Source organism: Kribbella sp. NPDC020701 (genome assembly GCF_055562215.1).
On the sequence record NZ_JBVHFT010000011.1, the window covers coordinates 63077 to 82176 of the forward strand.

The following is a 19100-nucleotide window of genomic DNA, read 5'->3' on the forward strand; positions in this document are numbered from 1 at the left end:
CGATCACCTCGGGGATCATCTCATCGGCCGACGCATCGCCGTTCCCGGTCGCGTGGCGCCCCGGCCGGGATCACCGGCTGGGGGTGAGCGGGCTCACTGTGAGGGTGCTTGCAATTGCAAGCACCTGCTAGCACACTGGACGCATGGCCAGGTTGAGTGATCGTGCAGCTGGGGCGGTGGGCTCCCTCGGGGAGTACCTCGCCGAACAGCGGCGGCATGCGCAGTTGTCGTTGCGGCAGCTGTCGGACCTGGCCGGGGTGTCGAACCCGTATCTGAGCCAGATCGAGCGAGGCCTGCGGAAACCGTCGGCCGAGGTGCTGCAGCAGCTCGCGAAGGCGTTGCGGATCTCCGCGGAGACCCTGTACGTACGGGCCGGCATCCTCGATCCGGACGACAGCTCGGAGGGCTCGCGGCCCACGGGCGTGGTCGACGCCGTCCTGCTCGACCCCGCACTGAACGAGCGGCAGAAGCGCGTCCTGCTGGACGTCTACGCGTCGTTCGTCCGTGAGAACACATCCCCTGACGAGCACACCACCAAGTAATCACTTCCTGCTGAAAATCCGAGGAGAAGCCTGATGGCTACCCGTACGCCTGTTACCCCGTTCTACGCGATCGCCGGCGCCGGCGACCTCGCGGTCGAGAAGTTCCGCGCGGTCAGCGAGGACGTCACCGCCCGGTTCGCCAAGCTGGACCAGCAGACCCTGCAGGCCGAGCTGACCAAGGCCCAGACCGAGTTCGCCAAGCGTTTGGAGGCGATCGTCGCCGACGCGAAGACCACTCCGGCCAAGCTGCGCGAGCTGCCGAAGACCGCGCAGGCCGGCTTCACCACCGTCCTCGGCCAGGCCGAGGAGACCTACGAGGACCTGGCCGGCCGCGGCAAGGACCTGGTCGAGCGGATCCGCCACCAGAAGGCCACCGAGGACCTGGTCGCCAGCGCGAAGACCACCGTGAGCAAGGCCAAGGCGACCCGCACCACCGCCAAGAAGACCGCCGACACCGCGACACGCAACGTCAAGGCGACCACGACCAGCGCTCGCAAGACCGCGAAGACGGCCGCCAAGGCCGCGACCGCCGCCGCCGACAAGGTCGGCGACTGACGGTCACGAACAGCCCAAGTTCTGGGTGAATCCGATGGCCGGGCGGCTCTCAGCAGATGAGGCCGCCCGGTCTGTCGGTTAGGCTCATAGGCATGGTTCCACTCGCCACGTTCCCGAACCTCTTTCCCGGGTTCGCAGGTCCGCTCGAGATCATCTGGTGGGTGCTGCTCGGACTCAAGCTGGTGGCGCTGGTCGACGCGGCCTTCCGGCCCCGGGCGGTGTTCGTCGCCGCGGACAAGCTGACCAAGCCCGGCTGGGTGCTGATCCTCGTCGTGTTCACGCTGAGTCAGCTTTTCCAGGGCTGGCTGAGCTTCTTCGGTCTGATCGGCATCGTCGCGGCCGCCGTCTACCTGGTCGACGCCCGCCCGGCGCTCCGCGCCGCCGCCGGCCGCGGCCGAGGCGGCTGGGGCATCCGCCGCCGCCGGGGTCCGCGTCCGCTCTGACACTACGAGCGGTAGACGATCACCTTGTCGCCGACCTTGACCTGGCCGAACAGGATCTTGATCTTGCCCAGGTCCCGCACGTTCACGCAGCCGTGCGAGGCGCCGTTGTAGCCGCGGGCCGCGAAGTCGGACGAGTAGTGCACCGCCTGGCCGCCGCTGAAGAACATCGCGAACGGCATCGCCGAGTCGTACAGCTTGGAGACGTGGTTCCGGCTCTTCCAGCCGACCGTGAAGCTGCCCTCGCGGGTCGCCGTCTTCACCGCGCCGAACCGCACGTCCAGCTGCATCTTCACGACACCGTCGACGACGTACCGCAGCTTGCGGGTGCTCTTGTCGATGCACAGCACCACACCCGTTGCGCAGCGCGCGTCGAGCTTCTTGCCGTTCACCACCGGCGCCGGCGGGTACAGCTCGGTCTGGGTCGGCACATGGGTGACCGCGGCAAGCTTGTCCAAGGTGTTCTGGTCGATGTACCCGAGCTGCGGAATCCCCTTGGACTGCTGGAACTTCTTCACCGCGGAGCGGGTCATCGTCCCGTAGTCGTTGTCCAGGTAGCGCTTCTCCAGCAGCTTCAGCTGAACCAGGCGAGCCTCGACCTTGCGTACGTTCGTACCGCTGGAGCCGTTCTTCCACAGCGCCTTCGGGTAGATCGGCAGCTCACCAGTGACCTCGAACGGCACGGTCTTCAGGTCCGAGGAGTCCGTCGGCGCCGCCGTCGCGCTCGTTCCGGAACTGAGGAGCGCAGCAATTCCGGCGCCTGCGACCAGTCCGGTCAGCATCTTGCGAATGATCAGCCCGCGCATCGGACACCCCTCTGATCGACCCGTCCCTACACTTGTGGGACGTCCTCACCGGTCTTTTGGTTGGCTCAGCGTACCCGAGGAACTTCGCATGGAGATCGTTCTCAGCACCGCGGACATCACCACGGTCCCGGCCGATGCGATCGTCAACGCAGCGCATCACGCGCTTCGCGGCGGTGGTGGCGTGGACGGCGCGATCCATCGCGCCGGCGGTCCGGAGATCCTCGCGGAGCTGATCGATCGCTATCCGAACGGCACCCCGACCGGTACGGCGGTCTGGACCACAGCGGGCGCGCTTCCCGCGTCGTACGTGATCCACGTGGTCGGGCCCAACTACAACGCCGGCCAACGGGATCCGGCCCTGCTCGAGTCGTGTTACCGCAATGCTCTGCGGATCGCGGACGAGCTCGGCGTCAAAACCCTGACCCTGCCTGCGGTTTCGGCCGGTATCTACGGCTGGCCGGCCCGATCAGCAGCGGAGGTCGCCGTACGGACAGTTCTCCGTACGACGACCTCCGTCGAGCGCTCGATCTTCTGCCTGGTGGACCCCAGGCTCTATCGGGCTTTCAGTCAGGTGCTGGATCAGCCGCTGTAGACGACGACCTTGTCGCCGACCTTGATGCGGGCGAAGATCCAGGCGATCTTCTTCTTGTCCCGGATGTTCACGCAGCCGTGCGAGGCGCCGTTGTAGCCACGGGCCCTGAAGTCCGAGGAGTAGTGCACCGCCTGGCCGCCGCTGAAGAACATCGCGTACGGCATCGCGGACTTGTACAGCGACGACACGTGGTTCTTCGACTTGCGGTAGACCTTGAACGTGCCGTTGCGCGTCGGTGTCTTGCTGGCACCGAAGCGGGCGTCGGCGACCTGGATCGCCTTGCCGTTCACGACGTACACCAGCTTGCGGGTCTTCTTGTTGATGCAGAGGACCCGGCCCTTCGTCAGGCAACGCTTGTCCAGCCGGTACTTGCCCACCACCGCACTGGACTTCGCCGCCGTGGCCGCCTTCTGCGGCGCGACCACGACCAGGGGCGCAACCTTCGGTGCCACCGTGACGGCATCGGCCGTCGTGGTGGCGGAAAGTGCGCCGACGCCCACGAACGCGGCGGCCGTCAGAGTGGCGCCGAGCTTACGCAGAATGCCCATGTTTCCTTGTCCTTCCCCCAGCAGAGTTGCTTGCACAAGACAGACGTCAGCAGCTGGCGTCTGGTTGGTAACGATCCGGAATTTTCTTCCCCCGCGACCGGCCGAGCAATGGTGTATCACACCGCTGTGATTCGGCTCGCGCCGTTCCGCCGACCGTGTCCAGTTCGTGCCCAAACACCCAGGCTGCGTTCAGCTCTTGCTCTTGCGACCCAGCTTCGAGCGCTCGACCTGGGTGAGGGCGACCTTGCGCATCCGGATCGCGTCCGGGGTGACCTCCACGCACTCGTCCTCGCGGCAGAACTCCAGCGACTGCTCGAGCGACAACTTGCGGGCCGGCACCAGCTTCTCGAACTCGTCCGCGTTCGAGCGGACGTTGGTCATCTTCTTTTCCTTGGTGATGTTGACGTCCATGTCGTCGGCGCGCGAGTTCTCGCCGACGATCATGCCCTCGTACACCTCGGTGGCCGGCTCCACGAACATGGTGCCGCGCTCCTGCAGGTTGATCATCGCGTACGACGTCGCCGCGCCGGTGCGGTCCGAGACCAGCGAGCCGGACGGGCGCGTGCGGAGCTCACCGAACCACGGCTCGTAACCCTCGAAAACGTGGTGGGCGATCCCCGTACCGCGGGTGTCGGTGAGGAACTCGGTCCGGAAGCCGATCAGGCCGCGGGCCGGCACCAGGAACTCCATCCGGACCCAGCCGGTGCCGTGGTTCGTCATCTGCTCCATCCGGCCCTTGCGGACCGCGAGCAGCTGGGTGACGGTGCCGAGGTACTCCTCGGGGCAGTCGATCGTCAGGCGCTCGACCGGCTCGTGCCGCTTGCCGTCGATCTCGCGGGTGACCACCTGCGGCTTGCCGACGGTCAGCTCGTAGCCCTCGCGACGCATCTGCTCGACCAGGATGGCCAGCGCCAGCTCACCACGGCCCTGCACCTCCCAGGCGTCCGGACGCTCGGTCGGCAGCACCTTCAGCGACACGTTGCCGACCAGTTCGCGGTCGAGGCGGTCCTTGACCAGGCGGGCGGTGACCTTGGTGCCCTTGGTCCGGCCGGCCAGCGGCGAGGTGTTGGTACCGATCGTCATCGAGATGGCCGGCTCGTCCACGGTGATCAGCGGCAGCGGCTTGGGGTTGTCCGGATCGGTCAGGGTGTCGCCGATCATGATCTCGGGAATGCCCGCGATCGCGACGATGTCGCCCGGTCCGGCCGAGTCGCCGGGGACGCGCTCGAGCGCCTCGGTGACCAGCAGTTCGGTGATCTTGACCTTCTGGATCGTGCCGTCGTGGCGGCACCAGGCGACCTGGGCGCCCTTCTTCAGCGTGCCTTCGTGCACCCGGACCAGCGCGAGCCGGCCGAGGAACGGCGAGGCGTCCAGGTTGGTGACGTGCGCCTGCAGCGGCGCGCCCTCGGTGTACTCCGGGGCGGGCACGTTGTTCAGGATCGTCTCGAACAGCGGCTCGAGGTCGTCGGAGTCCGGCATCCCGCCGTCCTCGGGCTGGTTCAGCGAGGCGCGGCCGGCCCGGGCCGAGGCGTACACGACCGGGAAGTCCAGGGCGGACTGGTCGGCGTCGTGGTCCAGCAGGTCGAGGAACAGTTCGTAGGTCTCGTCGACGACCTCGGCGATCCGCGCGTCCGGACGGTCCACCTTGTTGACCACCAGGATGACGGGCATCTGCCGCGCGAGCGCCTTGCGCAGCACGAACCGGGTCTGCGGCAGCGGGCCCTCGGAGGCGTCCACCAGCAGCACGATCGCGTCCACCATCGACAGGCCGCGCTCGACCTCACCGCCGAAGTCGGCGTGGCCGGGGGTGTCGATGATGTTGATCGTCATCTGCTCGCCGTTGGCCATCTTGTGCCGGACGGCGGTGTTCTTGGCCAGGATCGTGATGCCCTTCTCACGTTCCAGGTCGCCGGAGTCCATCGCCCGCTCGTCCACGTGCTGATGCGCGCCGAACGCGCCGGACTGCCACAGCATCGCGTCGACCAGAGTGGTCTTCCCGTGGTCGACGTGGGCCACGATCGCGACATTGCGCAGGTCGTTACGGACAGGCATGGGGAAGCGCTCCAAGCGATTGGGACTGGGTGTCAGGCGGTGGCTACGGCGTGTTGTGTCGCTCGAGAAGGCCACTCGACGCAGGGCGCAGCTCCTTCATCCTACCGGTGACGGCTCGTGTCCACGAAACCGGCGAAGCCTTTGACATTTGTTGACTGGACGTCCAGTCTATAGACGGCGCCTGGGGAGGGGCCTGAAACACGGGGGGTCAGCCCGGAAGCGCCGGGCACGAGAATGGGGGGTTGTCCGGCGCTTCGGGGCCATGACCAAGGGAGCCAGGGAAGGGATCGTGCCGCGCTCGGCCACCGTCAACCAGGAGATGCGAGAGCGCTCCAGGGAACGCATCCTGGCCGCCGCGCTGGAAGTCTTCGCCGCCAAGGGTTTCGAGGCCGCGTCCATCTCCGAGATCACTGAGTCCGCGGGCGTATCCCGTGGCCTGGTCTCGTACTACTTCGCCACCAAGGAACAGCTGGCGGCCGAGCTGCTGGACCGCTGGCTGGACGGCATCGCCGCGATCCTCACCATCCAAGGCACTCCGGACGAACGCCTGGCCGGCATCATCGACGGCGCCCTGATGGCAGCCGCCACCACGCTCCCCATCCAGCGCCTGGCGATCAGCCTGATGATGCAACCGTCCACCCACGACGTCTTCGCCCGCGTCGAGTCCGCGAAGTCCGCCCGCCTGGCCCAGGTCGAAGACGTCATCCGCGCCGTCTTCACCGCCCGCGGCGCCCCCGACCCCGCCGTCGAAGAAATGTTGCTAAGAGCAACCTTAGAAGGTGTGACCGTCAAACTGGCGATCTACCAGCAGACCTTCCCCCTGGAAGCTATCCGCCACCGCCTCTACACCACCTACAACCTGCCCACCCCGACGATCCCGCTCCCCGTCCCCTCCCCGCCGGTCGACCGCCTCCGCGCCAAGTGAGCACGGCGTACGGCCCGTTGGTCAGCTGAACGTCGAGGGATGCGGTTGTACGGCGCCGACCTCGACGCCGCCGCCGAGGAGGGGGAAGCGGAGGTGCCGCTCGATGGTGTCGTTGGTAATGCCGAGGCGCTGCAGGACAGCGGCCATCACGACCTTGCGGCCGCGCGGCTGCCCGTCCTCGAGCTTCAACGCGATCCCCCGGCCGTCGGCCAGGCCGACGGCGTACACACCTTCGGCGCCGGCCTTGCAGAACAGGCCGTCGACCGCGCGCATCAACTCGGCCTCGTCGCGCGTACTCCCGCTGGCGTACTCGGGGTACGCGCGGAACGCGTCCTTCACGCGTGCCTCGAGGGTCCCCGGGGCCGCGGCCGCGAACAGGCCGAACGAGCGAGCGAGGCCGGCCAGGGTGAGCGCGAAGATCGGGGCACCGCAGCCGTCGACGGCGATGTAGGAGGCCTTCTCGCCGGCCGAGTCCTCGATCGCGGTCCGGATCTCCTTCTGCAGTGGGTGATCCGGCAACCGGTAGTCGTCGATCGGCCAGCCGTTGAGGTGGCAGGTGAGGATCATCGCGGCGTGCTTGCCGGAGCAGTTCATCGTGATCGATTCCGGACCGTGCCCCGCGCGTACCCAGGCATCCCGGGCCGCGTCGTCCAGCGGGTACTGCGCCGGCGTCCGCAGAACCGACTCGTCCTTGCCCGCCAGCGCGAGGATCTCGCGGACTCCGTCGAGATGGATCTGCTCACCCGAGTGCGACGCGCCCGCGAGCGCAAGCAGGTTGCCGTCCAGGGGCAAGCCGTTGCGGAGCATGCCGAGGGCCTGCATGGGCTTGTTCGACGAGCGCGGGAACATCGGCTGGTCGACGATGCCGGCCACCCAGAAGACAGTGCCGTCGGGGTTGGTCACCACGACGGAGCCGCGGTGATGGCCCTCCACGAAGTCGCTGCGGACGACGTCGGCCAGGATCACAGGTTCGGTCACGGCTGAACTGTACAGGTGCAAAATGCGGTATTGCGAATGAATCGGTTCAGAGCCGGGAGCGGACGTGCAGGCCTGCCTCGGGGTCGACCAGGATCTCCTGCGTCGCCGTCACCGTGGGCTGATCCTCGGCCACGATCTCGAGTACGGCGTCCGCGTCGACGTTCCGCTTGACCAGCGCGAGCGCGATCGGTCCGAGCTCGTGATGCCGCGCAGCCGATCCGACGAACCCGACCTGCTTCTCTCCCGCGCGCACGGCGTACCCATGCGCCGGCAGGTGGTCGACCGAACCGTCCAGGTGCAACCGCACCAGCCGCCGCGGCGGACGGCCGAGGTTGTGCACCCGTGCGACCGTCTCCTGGCCGCGGTAGCAGCCCTTGTTCAGGTGTACGCCGACGCCGAGCCAGCCCACCTCGTTCGGGATCGCGCGCTCGTCGGTGTCCAGACCGAACCGCGGGGCGCCCGCCTCGATCCGGAGCGCCTCGTACGCCCAGATCCCGGCCGCCGGACCCTCCAGCCCGGCCAGCTCGCCGCGCGGCAGGAACACCTCGTGACCGCCCAGCGAGTCCTCGCCGCTGCGGGTCAGGTGCTCGCCCTCAGGAGCTCCGGGCTTCCAAATGATGGCGTAGTCATCCGTCACGTCCGCGATCTCGACGCGGGACATGAAGACCATCTTCTGCAGCCACTCGATCAGCGCCGCGGCCGCACCCGGCTCGGTGTGCAGCCAGAACGTGTCGCCGTCGTCTACGCCGTACATCACGTGCTCGATGTGGCCGGTCGGCGACAGCAGTAGCGCGGTGGTCGACGTACCGGGCTTGAGGCCTTCGAAGTACTGCGTGGTGATCGCGTGCAGCCAGGTCAGGCGGTCCGGACCGGTGATCGTGACGACGTCGCGGTGCGACAGGTCGACGAACGCCTGGCCGGCGACGAGGGCCCGCTGCTCGCGCAGATCCGAGCCGTAGTGGGCCGCGACGCCGGCGTCGAGTCCGTCGGCCTCGACCGCCCCGGGCAGGTCCAGCAGTGGGCTGCGGTTTCGTGACATGTCACCAGAGTACGTCGAGTGGCGTACGGCGAACGCCTCCCGGGGTGGGATGTGGACAGACCTCTTGTCCGGGGAGCCTGGCATGGACGACGCGATGAAGGGAGCAGGCGATGAGCGACAAGCGATTCCGGTTCGGCGTGGTGGGTAGCCCGGCGAGCGGCACCGACTGGATCAAGACCGTCCGCCAGGCTGCGGACCTCGGATATTCGACCGTACTGATGCCCGACGGGCTGCAGTTGCCGTCGCCGTTCCCCTCGCTGGCGATGGCCGCCGCGGTCGCGGACATCCGGGTCGGCACGTTCGTGGCGGCGGCTCCGCTCCGCACTCCGCGGGCGACCGCCTGGGAGGCGCACACGCTCACCTTGCTGACCGACGGACGGTTCGAGTTCGGTCTCGGGACCGGGCGGCCGGCGGTCGAGCAGCAGGTGGCCGAGATCGGGCTGCGGTTCGGCACGGCCAAGGAGCGGCGTGACCAGGTCCGCGAGACCCTGGACCACCTCGAGAAGCTCGACGGCGATCGCCGTACGCCGATCATGCTGGCGGCCGGGGGACCGCGGGCGCTCGCACTGGCCGCGGCCCGGGCCGACATCGTCTCGCTGGCCAAGGACGCGATGACGCCGCGCGCCGAGGTGGCTCAGCTGGTCCAGGACCTGCGTGAGCTGGCCGGACCGCGGGCGGACGAGATCGAGCTCGCGATGAACCTGTTCGCGGCCGGGACCCGGGAGCTGCCGCCGTGGACCAAGCGGGCCGCCGGGGTCGAGCCCGCGGAGCTGGAGGCGAGCGACTCGCTGATGATGCTGCGCGGTACGCCGCAACAGATGGCGGATGAGCTCCAGCGGCGGCGGGACGACTTCGGTACGTCGTACATCAGCGTGAACTCGACGTACCTCGAGGATCTGGCACCCGTCGTCGAACTGCTGGCCGGGAAGTAGACGTGACACTGCCCGCCGGTCTGTGGCCCGGCGGGCAGTGCTGGGAGGGGTGGGAATGGCTAGCGGTTGACCGGTGCTTCCTCGGCGGTGGCGGTGAGGGGTACGTCGCCGGCGTGGGTGTCGCCCGCGGCGAAGGCGGCCTCGTCGAACGGATCCTCACCCGCGAACACCTGCTGTGCCTGCGACTTGTCGAACTCACCGACCCAGTGGCCGACCAGGACGGTGGCGACCGCGTTGCCGGCGAAGTTCGTCAGCGCGCGGGCCTCGGACATGAACCGGTCGATACCGACGATCAGGCCGACGCCGTCGACCAGGTCCGGGCGGTGCGACTGCAGACCGCCGGCCAGCGTGGCCAGACCGGCGCCGGTGACTCCGGCAGCGCCCTTCGAGGCGACGATCATGAACAGCAGCAGGGAGATCTGCTGACCGATCGAGAACGGCTGGTCCATCGCCTCGGCGATGAACAGCGACGCCATGGTCAGGTAGATCGCCGTGCCGTCCAGGTTGAACGAGTAGCCGGTCGGGACGGTGATGCCGACCACGGACTTGTCGACGCCGAGATGCTCCATCTTTCCGATCAGTCGGGGCAGGGCGGTCTCCGACGACGAGGTGGACACGATCAGCAGGAACTCGCGGCCGAGATAGCGCAGCAACTGGAAGATCGAGATCCCGGTGACCACCCGGAGCAGCGTGCCGAGCACGAGGATCACGAACAGCAGGCAGGTGGCGTAGAAGGCGAGCATGATCTTGCCGAGGCTGACCAGCGCGTCCGTGCCGGTGGCGCCGACGACGGCAGCGATCGCGCCGAACGCGCCGATCGGGGCGGCCCACATGATCATCGACAGCACCTTGAACACCAGCCGCTGGATGTGCCCGATGGCGACGAGGATCGGCTGGCCCTTCGAGCCCATCGCCTGCAGGGCGAAGCCGATCAGCAGCGCGACGAACACGGTCTGCAGCACTTCGCCCTCGGTCAGCGCGGACAGCATTGACTTCGGGATGATGCCGAGGAGGAAGTCCGTCGTACCCTCATGCGCCCCGGCAGCCTGCTTCTGGCCGGTCTCGCGGAGCTTGTCGGTCAGGTTCAGACCGGAACCGGGCTGGACCAGGTTGCCGACCACCAGGCCGATGCCGAGTGCGACCGTCGACATCACCAGGAAGTAGACGAGCGCGAGACCGCCGACCTTGCCGACGCTGGCGGCTTGGCGGACCGAGCCGATGCCGAGCACCAGCGTGCAGAAGATGATCGGGCTGATCAGCATCTTGATCAGGTTGACGAACGCGGTACCGAGCGGTTTCAGCTCGACGGCGAAGTCCGGGAACAGGAACCCGACACCGATGCCGAGCAGGACGGCGACGATGACGGCGATGTAGAGGAAATGGGTCCGGTCGTTGCGCACCGGAGTGGGTCGGGGTTCGGTCGGGCTCGACATTGGTGGGACTCCCTGTATCGGCCAGGCGGGGTGTTTGAGTAACTGTGACGTGACGCACAGGGGAAGCGCGCATTTCGTTCATATCGTTCTCAGTGCAGACTGTCCGGCATGAGGGACCGACCGTGGGAACTGCGTCGCCAGGTGCTCTGGCTGCAGTCGATCACGGTCTCGGTGCTGATCCTGATGGTCTGCACCACCCTGGTCAGCCGATCCCGCGCCCAGGCCGAACGTGACGCCGCGGCTGCCGGGGTCGCCCCGCCCGGCTGGTGGGAGCTGATCCGCCTCGACACGCGCTCGATGCTTGGCATCGCCAGCCTGATGCTCGGCGTCGCGATCGCGGGCAACGCGCTCGTCAGCTGGCGGGTACGACGCGCCACCCGAGGCATGGGTACCCAGTCGCTGGCCCGGATGCTCGACTTCTACGAAGGCGTGCTGCACGCGGCCCGCGAAGGCCTGATCCTGCTGGACGCCTACGGTCGCGTCCAGCTTGCGAACGACGAGGCCCTGCAGTTGCTCGGCATCCGTGCGGTGGACCCCGGGACTCCGATCGACGAGCTCCACCTCGGGTCGACTCTGGCGGAGTTGCTGCGCGCCGGGCGTACGGCGTACGACGAGCTGCACCTCGGAGCGCAGGGTGTGCTGGTCGTGAACCAGCAGCCGGCCCGGTCGGGGCGGATCGTGACGCTGCGGGACCACACCCAACTGCAGCGGCTGCTCGGCGAACTGGACGCCGTACGGAGTCTGGCCGAATCCCTGCAGGCGCAGAACCACGAGGCGTCGAACCGCTTGCACACCGTCGTCAGCCTGATCGAGATCGGCAAGCCGGAACGCGCCCGCGAGTTCGCGGTGTCCGAGCTGCAGTTCGCGCAGGCGATGACGGATCGGGTGGTCGGCACGGTCGGCGATCCGGTGCTGGCGTCGTTGCTGCTCGCGAAGCTGTCGCAGGCTCAGGAGCGTGGCGTCGTACTGACGTTGGAGCTCGGTCAGGAGGAGTTGAACACGCGACTCCCCGCGCAGGATGTCGTCACGGTGGTGGGGAACCTGCTGGACAACGCGATCGAGGCTGCGCGTGGCGGTCCGGCACCGCGCCGGGTTGAGCTGCGCGCGAGTACTACGCCGGACGCGATCGACCTGATCGTGACGAACACCGGCGCCGAGCTGGGTGCGGTCGAGCTGGCGCACATGTTCGACCGAGGCTGGACCACGAAGGCCGAGCCGGGGCATGGTCTGGGGCTCGTGCTGGTGCGGAGCACGGTTGAGAGGTGGCAGGGCACGTTGATGGTCGACCCGGATTCCGAGCTGGACGACGTACCGGCGTTGACCGTCCGGGTTCGGCTGCCGCGGGCGGTGGGCGCCAGTGCCTGATCTGCGCGTGCTCGTCGTCGAGGACGATCCGGTGGCGGCCGAGGCGCATCGTACGTACGTCGAACGGCTGCCGGGGTTCACGTGTCACGGTGTCGCGGGTACGGCGGCTCGTGCGTTGCAGGTGCTTGCTCGGGGCGATGTGGACCTGGTGCTGCTGGACATGCATCTGCCGGACGGGCACGGGCTCGACGTGGTACGGCGGATGCGGGCCTTGGGCAACCAAACTGACGTGGTCGCGGTGACGTCGGCGCGAGAGGTCGCGGCGGTGCAGGCGGCGGCGCGGATCGGCGTGGTGCAGTACGTCTTGAAACCGTTCGCCTTCGAGACATTGCGGGACCGGTTGACGGCGTACGCACGGCAACGCCGGGCGGCCTCAGTGGGTGACATGGTCGCGGACCAGGACGAAGTCGACAGGTTGTTGCATCCAGCAACCGTCTCGTCGGTGCCGAAAGGCCTCACCGGATCCGTCCTGGACCGCGTCGTCCAACTACTCGGCAACCGCGAGGGCTGGACCGCCGAGGAGGTCGCGACGTCTTTGGGCACCTCGCGGATCACGGCTCGGAGGTATCTGGAGCACCTGGCCGATCAGGGGCAGGCACTGCGAACCCAGCGGTACGACGGGCGGAGCGGCCGACCGAAGGTCGAGTACTCCTGGGTCGCGGAGAGTTAGGAGCGGATGAGGGTTGCCCAGAGGTGGGGCTGGAGGGGCTGGCCCTCCGCGGCCATGTCGTAGGCCCAGAGGAGTTCGCCCTTGACCAGGCCGTAGAGGCGGTGGCCGGCGGTGACTTCCTTCGCTGACACGGTGCGGGCTACGACATCCGTTTGCAGCTCGATCTTCGCGCCGTCGATGTCGCCGTACCAGATCTCCGCGAAGCCGGTCGGGTGCGCCAGGATGACCTCGACCTTGTTGTCCGGCCGCGGGCGCCAGAAGCCGGTCTCGACGGCCAGCGGGCGCTCCTTCGTGCCGTCCTCGCCGACCACGTAGGTCTGGCTGACGTAGTGCAGGTAGGGCTTGCCGTTGTGGCTGAAGTCGATCTGCTGCCCGAACTCGAACTTCTCGATCGTCGGGTAGTCACCGTGCCCGCGGCCCTCCCAGCGACCGAGCAGCCAAGCCAGCGGCATCAGGTCGGGGTGCAGGTCCTGCGGGATCTCGAACGCCATCGGATCACTCAGCTCGCGTTGCGGCCGCGGTACAGCCGGTAGACGACGAACGCCGAGAACCAGCCCATGAATACACAGACCAGAACCAGCAGGGAGGTGAAGACGACGTGGAGCACGGTGGTCAGTCTAGAGGATGGCGGTGTGGACCTTCGGCTACCGTGGCGTGATGTCCCGCACGCTGGTGATCAAGCTGACCGCAGGCGCCGATGAACCCGAGCGCGCCAACCAGGCCTTCACCGTCGCCGCCACCGCAGTCGCGGCCGGCGCGACGGTCTCGCTGTGGCTGACGGGTGAGGCCGTCTGGTTCGCCGTACCGGGCCGGGCGGAGGCCTTCGAACTCCCCCACGCGGCGCCGCTCGCGGACCTGCTCACGTCCGTCCTCGAAGGCGGTCAGCTCACCGTCTGCACCCAATGCGCCAAACGCCGCGACCTCACCGAAGCCGACCTCCGCCCCGGCACCCGCATAGCCGGCGCCCCCGCCTTCACCGAAGAAATCCTCACCGACAACACCCAAGCAATCGTCTACTAGCCGCCCACGTACCAGAAGCAAATACCGCTGGGCTGCCAGCGGACGCCAGCTGAAGCAGCGCCGAGATGGGGCGGCGCCGGCGGAAGCCAGCTGACCGGCACTGGTGGATGCCAGGTGAGCTGGCTCCCGTGCGCGCAGGCCGGGCAGCAGCGGTAAGTTCCGTGCGGGGCCGGCGCCATGCGGCGCCGCCTAACTTTCCCTTCGGCGTCAGCGCTCGTAGCCGGGGCCGTCTGTGCGGTTGCTGCCGCCGCCACGGTTCATGTCTTGGCTGTGCTGACGGCCGGCGGTTTGGCCGCCACGGCCGCCGGCGAGGGCTGCTTCGCCTGGCGGCCTGGTTGCGCCTGACGCCGCCGCGTGACCGGCGGAGACGCGCTCGTGCTGGGCCTTCAAGTCCTCCACGGACGCTGGGTCGGACGTGTCGGTCGTCTGCTCCTGGCCGTTCGAGTGCTGCTGCTGCCGAGCTTGCCGTTGCTCGTCGAGTAGCGGCTCCTCCACCGGCTGCGGTGCGCTCTGCCCGGGCTGCGCACTCTCGTCAACACCCTGCTGTGCGGCCTGGCCAACCTGCTCGCCATTCTGGCCGTTCTGGCCGACCTGCTCGCCGTTCTGGCCGTTCTGCTGGGCGACCTGGTTGGCGTCCCGGCGATCCCCGGCCGTCTGCAACCCCGGCTGCGGCCCCGCATCCGCCTGCTCCTGCCCAGCCCGCTGCCCCTGCTCAGCCTCTTGCCCCTGCCCCGGCTGCTGATCCAGCCCTGGCTGTTCATCGAGCCCCGGCTGCCGATCCTGCTGCGCCAGCTCAGGCTCCTGCCCGGCTGCCTGAATCACACCGCCTTCACTGATCTCGTACTCCTGATCGACCTCCGGCGACCCCTGGCCCTGCTCAGCCTCGGGCGACCCCTCCTCCTGCCCCTGCCCCGGCTCCTCACCAGCGGCACGAATCACACCGTCGTCACCACGCTCGTAACCCTGCTCAGCTTCCAGCGAACCCTGCTCTTGGCCTTGGTCGCTTTCCATGCCGGCCGGTCTGATCACACCGTCGTTACCGAGCTCGACATCCTGCTCAGCGCGATCCTGCCCGACCTCGTCCCCGGCCTCCTGCCCAGACACGCCCTGCTCGACCTGGTCTCCGGCTTCCTGCTCAACGTCGCCCCGCTCGACCTGATCCCCGGCTTCCTGCTCAACGTCGCCCCGCTCGACCTGATCCCCGGCTTCCTGCTCGGCGGCCTCCTGCTGCTCGGCCTCCTCGGCTGCTACGCCGGCCGCGCCGACTGCGGCTGCCGCTGCGCCGACCTCGCCGGGGGCGGGTGCGTCGCGCCCGTCTCGCTCGCGGCGGTCGCGCTCGTTGCGCTCCGCGGTCTCGCGGTCCTCGCGCTGCTCGTCCGCCACCTCGGCCGCGCGATCGTCGTCCTCGACCTCTTGGACCTGCTGGTCCTCCTGGACCTGCTGGTCGTCCTGGACCTGCTGGTCGTCCTGGACCTGCTGGTCGTCCTGGACCTGCTGGTCCTGCTGGTCCTGCTGGTTCCGGTCGAGCCGGCCGTCGCCGTCGACGTCGTCTTGCACCGGAATGCCGTCGCCCTCGGGATCCCGCGCGATGTCATCGCGTTCCCGTTGGGCTTGCAGGTCCTGCACACGCTGCTGCTCAGCGTTCACTTCGGCCTGCAGTCGCTCGTTGTCCTGCCGCAACTGCGCGTTCTGTGCGATCTGCCGGTCGACTTCACCGAACCGATCGGCGGGATCCGGATACGTGTCCCGCATGCGACGGTCGTAGTTCGGGTCGAAGCGCCCCTGGTCACGGATCCGCTCGACGCCCGCTCGCTGCTGCTGCCAACGGCGCGCCAGGTTGCTCACCCCACGCATCAGCCGTTGCATCCGCCGCCATGTCTTGCGGAGCTCATCGACCATGTCCCGCATCAGGTCTTCGGCTTCTGCCATCACGCCACCTCGCTCGCATAGACGGAGTACCCGAAGCCGGCCGCGTTGTCCTCTGGCCCGGGCTGGGTCGCGTACAGGTGAAGCTCGGCGCCCGGCCGCAGCCAGACCGCCAGGTGACGACGTCGGCCCCGCCACTCCGGCGGAATCCGCAGATCCGACCCCGGCCCGACGAAGACCGGCGCACCCCAGTGCTCACGAGCCAGCTCGAGCTGCCCGGGCCAGTGGTCGTCCAGCCCTTCCTCGGCATCAGCAACCTCCGCCGACCCGATCTCGTACGCCGACCACCCACTGCGCGGGCTCTCCGGCAGCACGGCGTCCGGCAGCACGAGCATCACGGTCTCCCGCGGGGTGACGAGTCCCCAGGTATAGCGGTCGGGGTCGATGTTGCCGGGGGCCCATGGTCGCCAGCCGGTGGCGGCGGTGACGCGGGAGACCAGCGCGCGGATCGCGTCCACACCGGTGCCCGGCGGTCCCCAGACCGATCTCCAGTCGGAGACCTCGGCCAGATCCGCCATGGCACGCTGGTCGTCGCTCGACGACCGCTGCTGCGTCTTCACCCGCGCGCTCCTCTCCTCAGGTCGGCCCAGCCTAATCCTCAGCCGGTGCCACCACCTCCCGAATGACGCACGCCTGTGGACAACGGATCCCTCGCGTACCTAAGAACAGGAGGTGGTCGACCTCCGCCGGGCTCCCCCCGCCTGATCTCCCCGCCAGCCGGCCCGTTCTGGGCCACCACCTCCTGTTCTTACGTACGTCGTTCGCGAGCAGTAACCGATGGACGCCGTGCGCACGGACCAAAGTGGGTTGTAGTGGAAACATGAAGCTCGCGGCCCCACCGACCGAGAAGTCCTTTCCGTCCCCGCTGCACCATCCGCGCGTGGCGACGGTGATCGGCCGGTGGCTCGGCCTCGCGGTGGCGATTTGCTTCCTGACCGGCCTGTTCAGCCATCTCCAGCAGGACACACCCGGGTGGCTGACCATCCCCAGCCGGCCGGCCTCGCTCTACCGTGTCACCCAAGGTCTGCACATCCTCAGCGGTACCGTCGCCGTTCCGTTGCTGCTGGCAAAGTTGTGGACCGTCTACCCGAAGCTGTTCGCCAAGCTTCCCTGGCCGCCGAGCCGCAAGGCCCTCACCACCATCCTGGAACGCGGTTCGATCCTGGTCCTCGTCTCCGCCCTGGCGCTCGAGCTGTTCACCGGTTTCCTGAACACCCTGCAGTGGTATCCGTGGCCGTTCCCGTTCAAGCAGACCCACTACGCGCTCGCCTGGATCATCGTCGGCGCACTGCTCGTCCACCTTGCCGTCAAGCTCCCGCTGATCCTCGCCCACTGGCGCCGTACGCCGGCCGACCGCCGGCCGGTCGCAGATTCGTTGCCTCCCGCAATCACTGGCTTGACCCGGCGCGGCTTGTTTCGCACGGTCGCCGGCGCCGGCGCTCTCGTCGGGATCACCTCGGTCGGCCAGTCGGTGCCCGCCTTCGGCCCGGTCGCCGTACTCGCGCCGCGGAAGCCGAACGTCGGTCCGCAAGGCCTGCCGGTCAACCGTACGGCGAAGGACGCGGGTGTCACCGGGATCGATGCCAACTGGCGCTTCACGATCACAGGCCCACGGAAACTGTCGTATACCCTCGACGAACTCCGGAACCTCGAGCAGAACCCCTCCGACCTCCCGATCGCCTGCGTCGAGGGCTGGAGTCAGGGTGCTCACTGGGAGGGCATCCGGATCCGCGACCTGCTGAGCCTGTGTGGGGCTCCGCCCGGCTCCCGGGTCCGCGTCGTCTCGATGGAGAAGGGCGGCTTCTACGCGACCAGCGAGCTACCGCCGGAGTTCGCCGACGATCCTCTGACGCTTCTTGCCCTCCGCCTCAACGGTGCCGAGCTCGCCCTCGACCACGGCTTCCCGGCCCGCATCATCGCCCCCAACCGCCCCGGCGTCCTCCAGACCAAATGGGTCCACCGCCTGGAGGTCATCGCATGAAGGCTGTCAGGGTCGCGCTCGGTGCGGCGGGGGTGGGCTTCGGGCTGTGGGGCCTCTGGCTGCTGGTCGGCGCTGTCGAGCCGCCGGCGCTGATTCGGCTGCCGATCTGGCTCGGAGGTGCGGTCCTCGTCGACGACTTCTTCCTGGTCCCCACGACGGTCGCCATCGGTTGGCTGGTGACCCGGTGGTCGATCGGCCCCGACAGGCACCGCACCGTCGGCGCCTTGCGAACCACCTTGCTGTACGTCGGTCTCACCACGCTGATCGCGATCCCGCTGCTCCTGCGGCAGGGTAAAGGCGCCAACCCGACCGTGCTCCCGCGGGACTACCTCCGCGACTGGTTATTGCTGGAGGCAACGATCGTTGTGGCCGGCGCGGTGGTGTTCCTGGTTCAGCGGTCCCGCTTGACGTTCAGCAGGTCGCGGGCCTCGTCCGGCGATATCGGCGGGCGCTGAGCCAGCGTCGCGAGCGTGGCGGCTCGCTCGACCAGCTCGGCGTTGTGGGTGACCGGCTGCCCCTTCGCCAGGGTCAGCGTGTCCTCCATCCCGACCCGGAGATTTCCGCCCTTCGACAACGCGGCCAGCGCGACGGTGAGCGACGTACGCCCGATCCCGGTCGCGGACCACGAGGTCACCGCAGCGGGGAGCGCGTTGACCGCGGCCACCAGGGCGTCCGTCGTACCGGGCATGCCGCCGGGGACGCCCATGACCAGGTCGCAGTGCACGCGTCCGCCGTACGGGAGGCCGAACTTGTCCAGCAACCGGTGCAGCGCCGCCACCTGGCCGAGGTCGAACAGCTCGAACTCCGGCACCACCTCACGCTCCTGCGTCAGCTGGTAGAGCTCGGTCACGAACGGCCACGGGTTCATGAACACGTCGTCGCCGAAGTTGACCGTGCCCAGGGTGAGCGAGCAGGAGTCGGGTACGGCGTCGAGGACGCGGAGGCGGTGGTCGTACGGATCGGTGACGGCGCCGCCGGTGGACAGCTGGACGATCAGCGCCGTATTCGCCCGGATCGCGGCGACCGTGTCGGTCAGGCGGCCGAGGTCCAGCGTCGGCTTGTGCTCGCCGTCGCGGATGTGGATGTGGATCATCGCGGCCCCGGCCGCCTCGCACCGCTTCGCGGTCTCGACCAGCTCGTCGAGCGTGGTCGGCAGCGCCGGGCAGTCCGCCTTCGCGGTCTCGGCACCGGTGGGAGCAACTGTGATCAGAGTCGACGCCATGGACGAATCCTGCCAGATCCGGGTCACCAACGAGATATTTGCCTGCTCAGGGGTCCGATCACCGGACGATCTCC

At 68.4% G+C, this 19100-nt stretch carries 21 protein-coding genes; 11 read left to right on the forward strand and 10 right to left on the reverse strand.

Annotated elements, in window-relative coordinates:
- Window positions 1-143: 143 nt before the first annotated feature.
- From ACZ3HV_RS25700 to ACZ3HV_RS25710, 3 genes are all read left to right on the forward strand, one after another.
- Entirely contained in the window at window positions 144-542 is a 399-nt protein-coding gene (locus ACZ3HV_RS25700) for a helix-turn-helix domain-containing protein (protein ID WP_465687514.1), read from the forward strand.
- A gap of 33 nt (window positions 543-575) precedes the next feature.
- Window positions 576-1097 (forward strand): hypothetical protein, encoded by a 522-nt coding sequence (locus ACZ3HV_RS25705; RefSeq protein ID WP_465687515.1) that lies wholly within the window; start codon window positions 576-578, stop codon window positions 1095-1097.
- Window positions 1098-1189: 92 nt separating this feature from the next.
- On the forward strand, window positions 1190-1540 hold the full coding sequence (locus ACZ3HV_RS25710) for a DUF2516 family protein (protein ID WP_465687516.1): 351 nt from the start codon (window positions 1190-1192) through the stop codon (window positions 1538-1540).
- A 2-nt stretch (window positions 1541-1542) separates the two neighbouring features.
- On the opposite strand, the gene ACZ3HV_RS25715 is transcribed toward ACZ3HV_RS25710, so the two are convergent.
- Complete coding sequence (locus tag ACZ3HV_RS25715) at window positions 1543-2343, reverse strand: L,D-transpeptidase family protein (protein ID WP_465687517.1); 801 nt, start codon at window positions 2341-2343, stop codon at window positions 1543-1545.
- Window positions 2344-2431: 88 nt separating this feature from the next.
- Here ACZ3HV_RS25715 and ACZ3HV_RS25720 point away from each other — a divergent pair, with 88 nt between their 5' ends.
- Complete coding sequence (locus ACZ3HV_RS25720) at window positions 2432-2935, forward strand: O-acetyl-ADP-ribose deacetylase (RefSeq protein ID WP_360367932.1); 504 nt, start codon at window positions 2432-2434, stop codon at window positions 2933-2935.
- On the opposite strand, the gene ACZ3HV_RS25725 is transcribed toward ACZ3HV_RS25720, so the two are convergent.
- Together ACZ3HV_RS25725 and typA are read right to left on the reverse strand one after the other, a co-directional pair.
- The gene (locus ACZ3HV_RS25725; RefSeq protein ID WP_465687518.1) at window positions 2923-3483 is read right to left on the reverse strand and encodes a L,D-transpeptidase; all 561 of its coding nucleotides are present in this window, start codon (window positions 3481-3483) and stop codon (window positions 2923-2925) included. The two genes, ACZ3HV_RS25720 and ACZ3HV_RS25725, sit on opposite strands and share 13 nt — an antisense overlap.
- 189 nt (window positions 3484-3672) lie before the next feature.
- Window positions 3673-5535, reverse strand: a complete 1863-nt coding sequence (typA, locus tag ACZ3HV_RS25730; RefSeq protein ID WP_465687519.1) for a translational GTPase TypA — start codon at window positions 5533-5535, stop codon at window positions 3673-3675.
- Between the two features lie 289 nt (window positions 5536-5824).
- Between typA and ACZ3HV_RS25735 the strand changes: the two genes are divergently transcribed.
- Window positions 5825-6460, forward strand: a complete 636-nt coding sequence (locus ACZ3HV_RS25735; protein ID WP_465687520.1) for a TetR/AcrR family transcriptional regulator — start codon at window positions 5825-5827, stop codon at window positions 6458-6460.
- Window positions 6461-6481: 21 nt separating this feature from the next.
- Here ACZ3HV_RS25735 and ACZ3HV_RS25740 read toward each other — a convergent pair whose 3' ends face one another.
- Together ACZ3HV_RS25740 and ygfZ are read right to left on the reverse strand one after the other, a co-directional pair.
- Window positions 6482-7438, reverse strand: coding sequence for an asparaginase (locus ACZ3HV_RS25740; RefSeq protein WP_465687521.1), 957 nt, complete (start codon window positions 7436-7438; stop codon window positions 6482-6484).
- Between the two features lie 46 nt (window positions 7439-7484).
- On the reverse strand, window positions 7485-8477 hold the full coding sequence (gene ygfZ / locus ACZ3HV_RS25745) for a CAF17-like 4Fe-4S cluster assembly/insertion protein YgfZ (protein ID WP_465687522.1): 993 nt from the start codon (window positions 8475-8477) through the stop codon (window positions 7485-7487).
- A gap of 110 nt (window positions 8478-8587) precedes the next feature.
- On the opposite strand from ygfZ, the gene ACZ3HV_RS25750 reads away from it, so the two are divergent.
- Window positions 8588-9409 carry an LLM class flavin-dependent oxidoreductase gene (locus tag ACZ3HV_RS25750; protein ID WP_465687523.1) on the forward strand — a complete coding sequence of 274 codons (822 nt, stop codon included), beginning with the start codon at window positions 8588-8590 and terminating at the stop codon, window positions 9407-9409.
- A gap of 59 nt (window positions 9410-9468) precedes the next feature.
- On the opposite strand, the gene ACZ3HV_RS25755 is transcribed toward ACZ3HV_RS25750, so the two are convergent.
- Complete coding sequence (locus ACZ3HV_RS25755; RefSeq protein ID WP_465687524.1) at window positions 9469-10842, reverse strand: cation:dicarboxylate symporter family transporter; 1374 nt, start codon at window positions 10840-10842, stop codon at window positions 9469-9471.
- A gap of 108 nt (window positions 10843-10950) precedes the next feature.
- On the opposite strand from ACZ3HV_RS25755, the gene ACZ3HV_RS25760 reads away from it, so the two are divergent.
- Both ACZ3HV_RS25760 and ACZ3HV_RS25765 read left to right on the forward strand, forming a co-directional pair.
- Window positions 10951-12207, forward strand: coding sequence for a sensor histidine kinase (locus ACZ3HV_RS25760; RefSeq protein WP_465687525.1), 1257 nt, complete (start codon window positions 10951-10953; stop codon window positions 12205-12207).
- A complete protein-coding gene (locus ACZ3HV_RS25765; RefSeq protein ID WP_465687526.1) occupies window positions 12200-12877 on the forward strand; it encodes a response regulator in 678 nt (225 codons plus the stop codon). The genes ACZ3HV_RS25760 and ACZ3HV_RS25765 overlap by 8 nt, the downstream gene beginning before the upstream one ends.
- Here ACZ3HV_RS25765 and ACZ3HV_RS25770 read toward each other — a convergent pair.
- The gene (locus ACZ3HV_RS25770; protein ID WP_360367901.1) at window positions 12874-13368 is read right to left on the reverse strand and encodes a heme-binding beta-barrel domain-containing protein; all 495 of its coding nucleotides are present in this window, start codon (window positions 13366-13368) and stop codon (window positions 12874-12876) included. The two genes, ACZ3HV_RS25765 and ACZ3HV_RS25770, sit on opposite strands and share 4 nt — an antisense overlap.
- Before the next feature lie 166 nt (window positions 13369-13534).
- Between ACZ3HV_RS25770 and ACZ3HV_RS25775 the strand changes: the two genes are divergently transcribed.
- On the forward strand, window positions 13535-13897 hold the full coding sequence (locus ACZ3HV_RS25775) for a DsrE family protein (RefSeq protein ID WP_465687527.1): 363 nt from the start codon (window positions 13535-13537) through the stop codon (window positions 13895-13897).
- A 207-nt stretch (window positions 13898-14104) separates the two neighbouring features.
- On the opposite strand, the gene ACZ3HV_RS25780 is transcribed toward ACZ3HV_RS25775, so the two are convergent.
- Complete coding sequence (locus ACZ3HV_RS25780) at window positions 14105-15826, reverse strand: hypothetical protein (RefSeq protein ID WP_465687528.1); 1722 nt, start codon at window positions 15824-15826, stop codon at window positions 14105-14107.
- Entirely contained in the window at window positions 15826-16383 is a 558-nt protein-coding gene (locus ACZ3HV_RS25785) for a hypothetical protein (RefSeq protein ID WP_465687529.1), read from the reverse strand. Before ACZ3HV_RS25785 ends, ACZ3HV_RS25780 begins: the two co-directional genes overlap by 1 nt.
- A gap of 260 nt (window positions 16384-16643) precedes the next feature.
- Between ACZ3HV_RS25785 and ACZ3HV_RS25790 the strand changes: the two genes are divergently transcribed.
- Window positions 16644-17804: a molybdopterin-dependent oxidoreductase gene (locus tag ACZ3HV_RS25790; RefSeq protein WP_465687530.1), complete on the forward strand. Its 1161-nt coding sequence runs from the start codon at window positions 16644-16646 to the stop codon at window positions 17802-17804.
- On the forward strand, window positions 17801-18259 hold the full coding sequence (locus ACZ3HV_RS25795) for a hypothetical protein (protein ID WP_465687531.1): 459 nt from the start codon (window positions 17801-17803) through the stop codon (window positions 18257-18259). The genes ACZ3HV_RS25790 and ACZ3HV_RS25795 overlap by 4 nt, the downstream gene beginning before the upstream one ends.
- On the opposite strand, the gene ACZ3HV_RS25800 is transcribed toward ACZ3HV_RS25795, so the two are convergent.
- Window positions 18196-19026 (reverse strand): beta-keto acid cleavage family enzyme, encoded by an 831-nt coding sequence (locus ACZ3HV_RS25800; RefSeq protein ID WP_465687532.1) that lies wholly within the window; start codon window positions 19024-19026, stop codon window positions 18196-18198. The genes ACZ3HV_RS25795 and ACZ3HV_RS25800 overlap by 64 nt on opposite strands.
- Window positions 19027-19100: the final 74 nt, after the last annotated feature.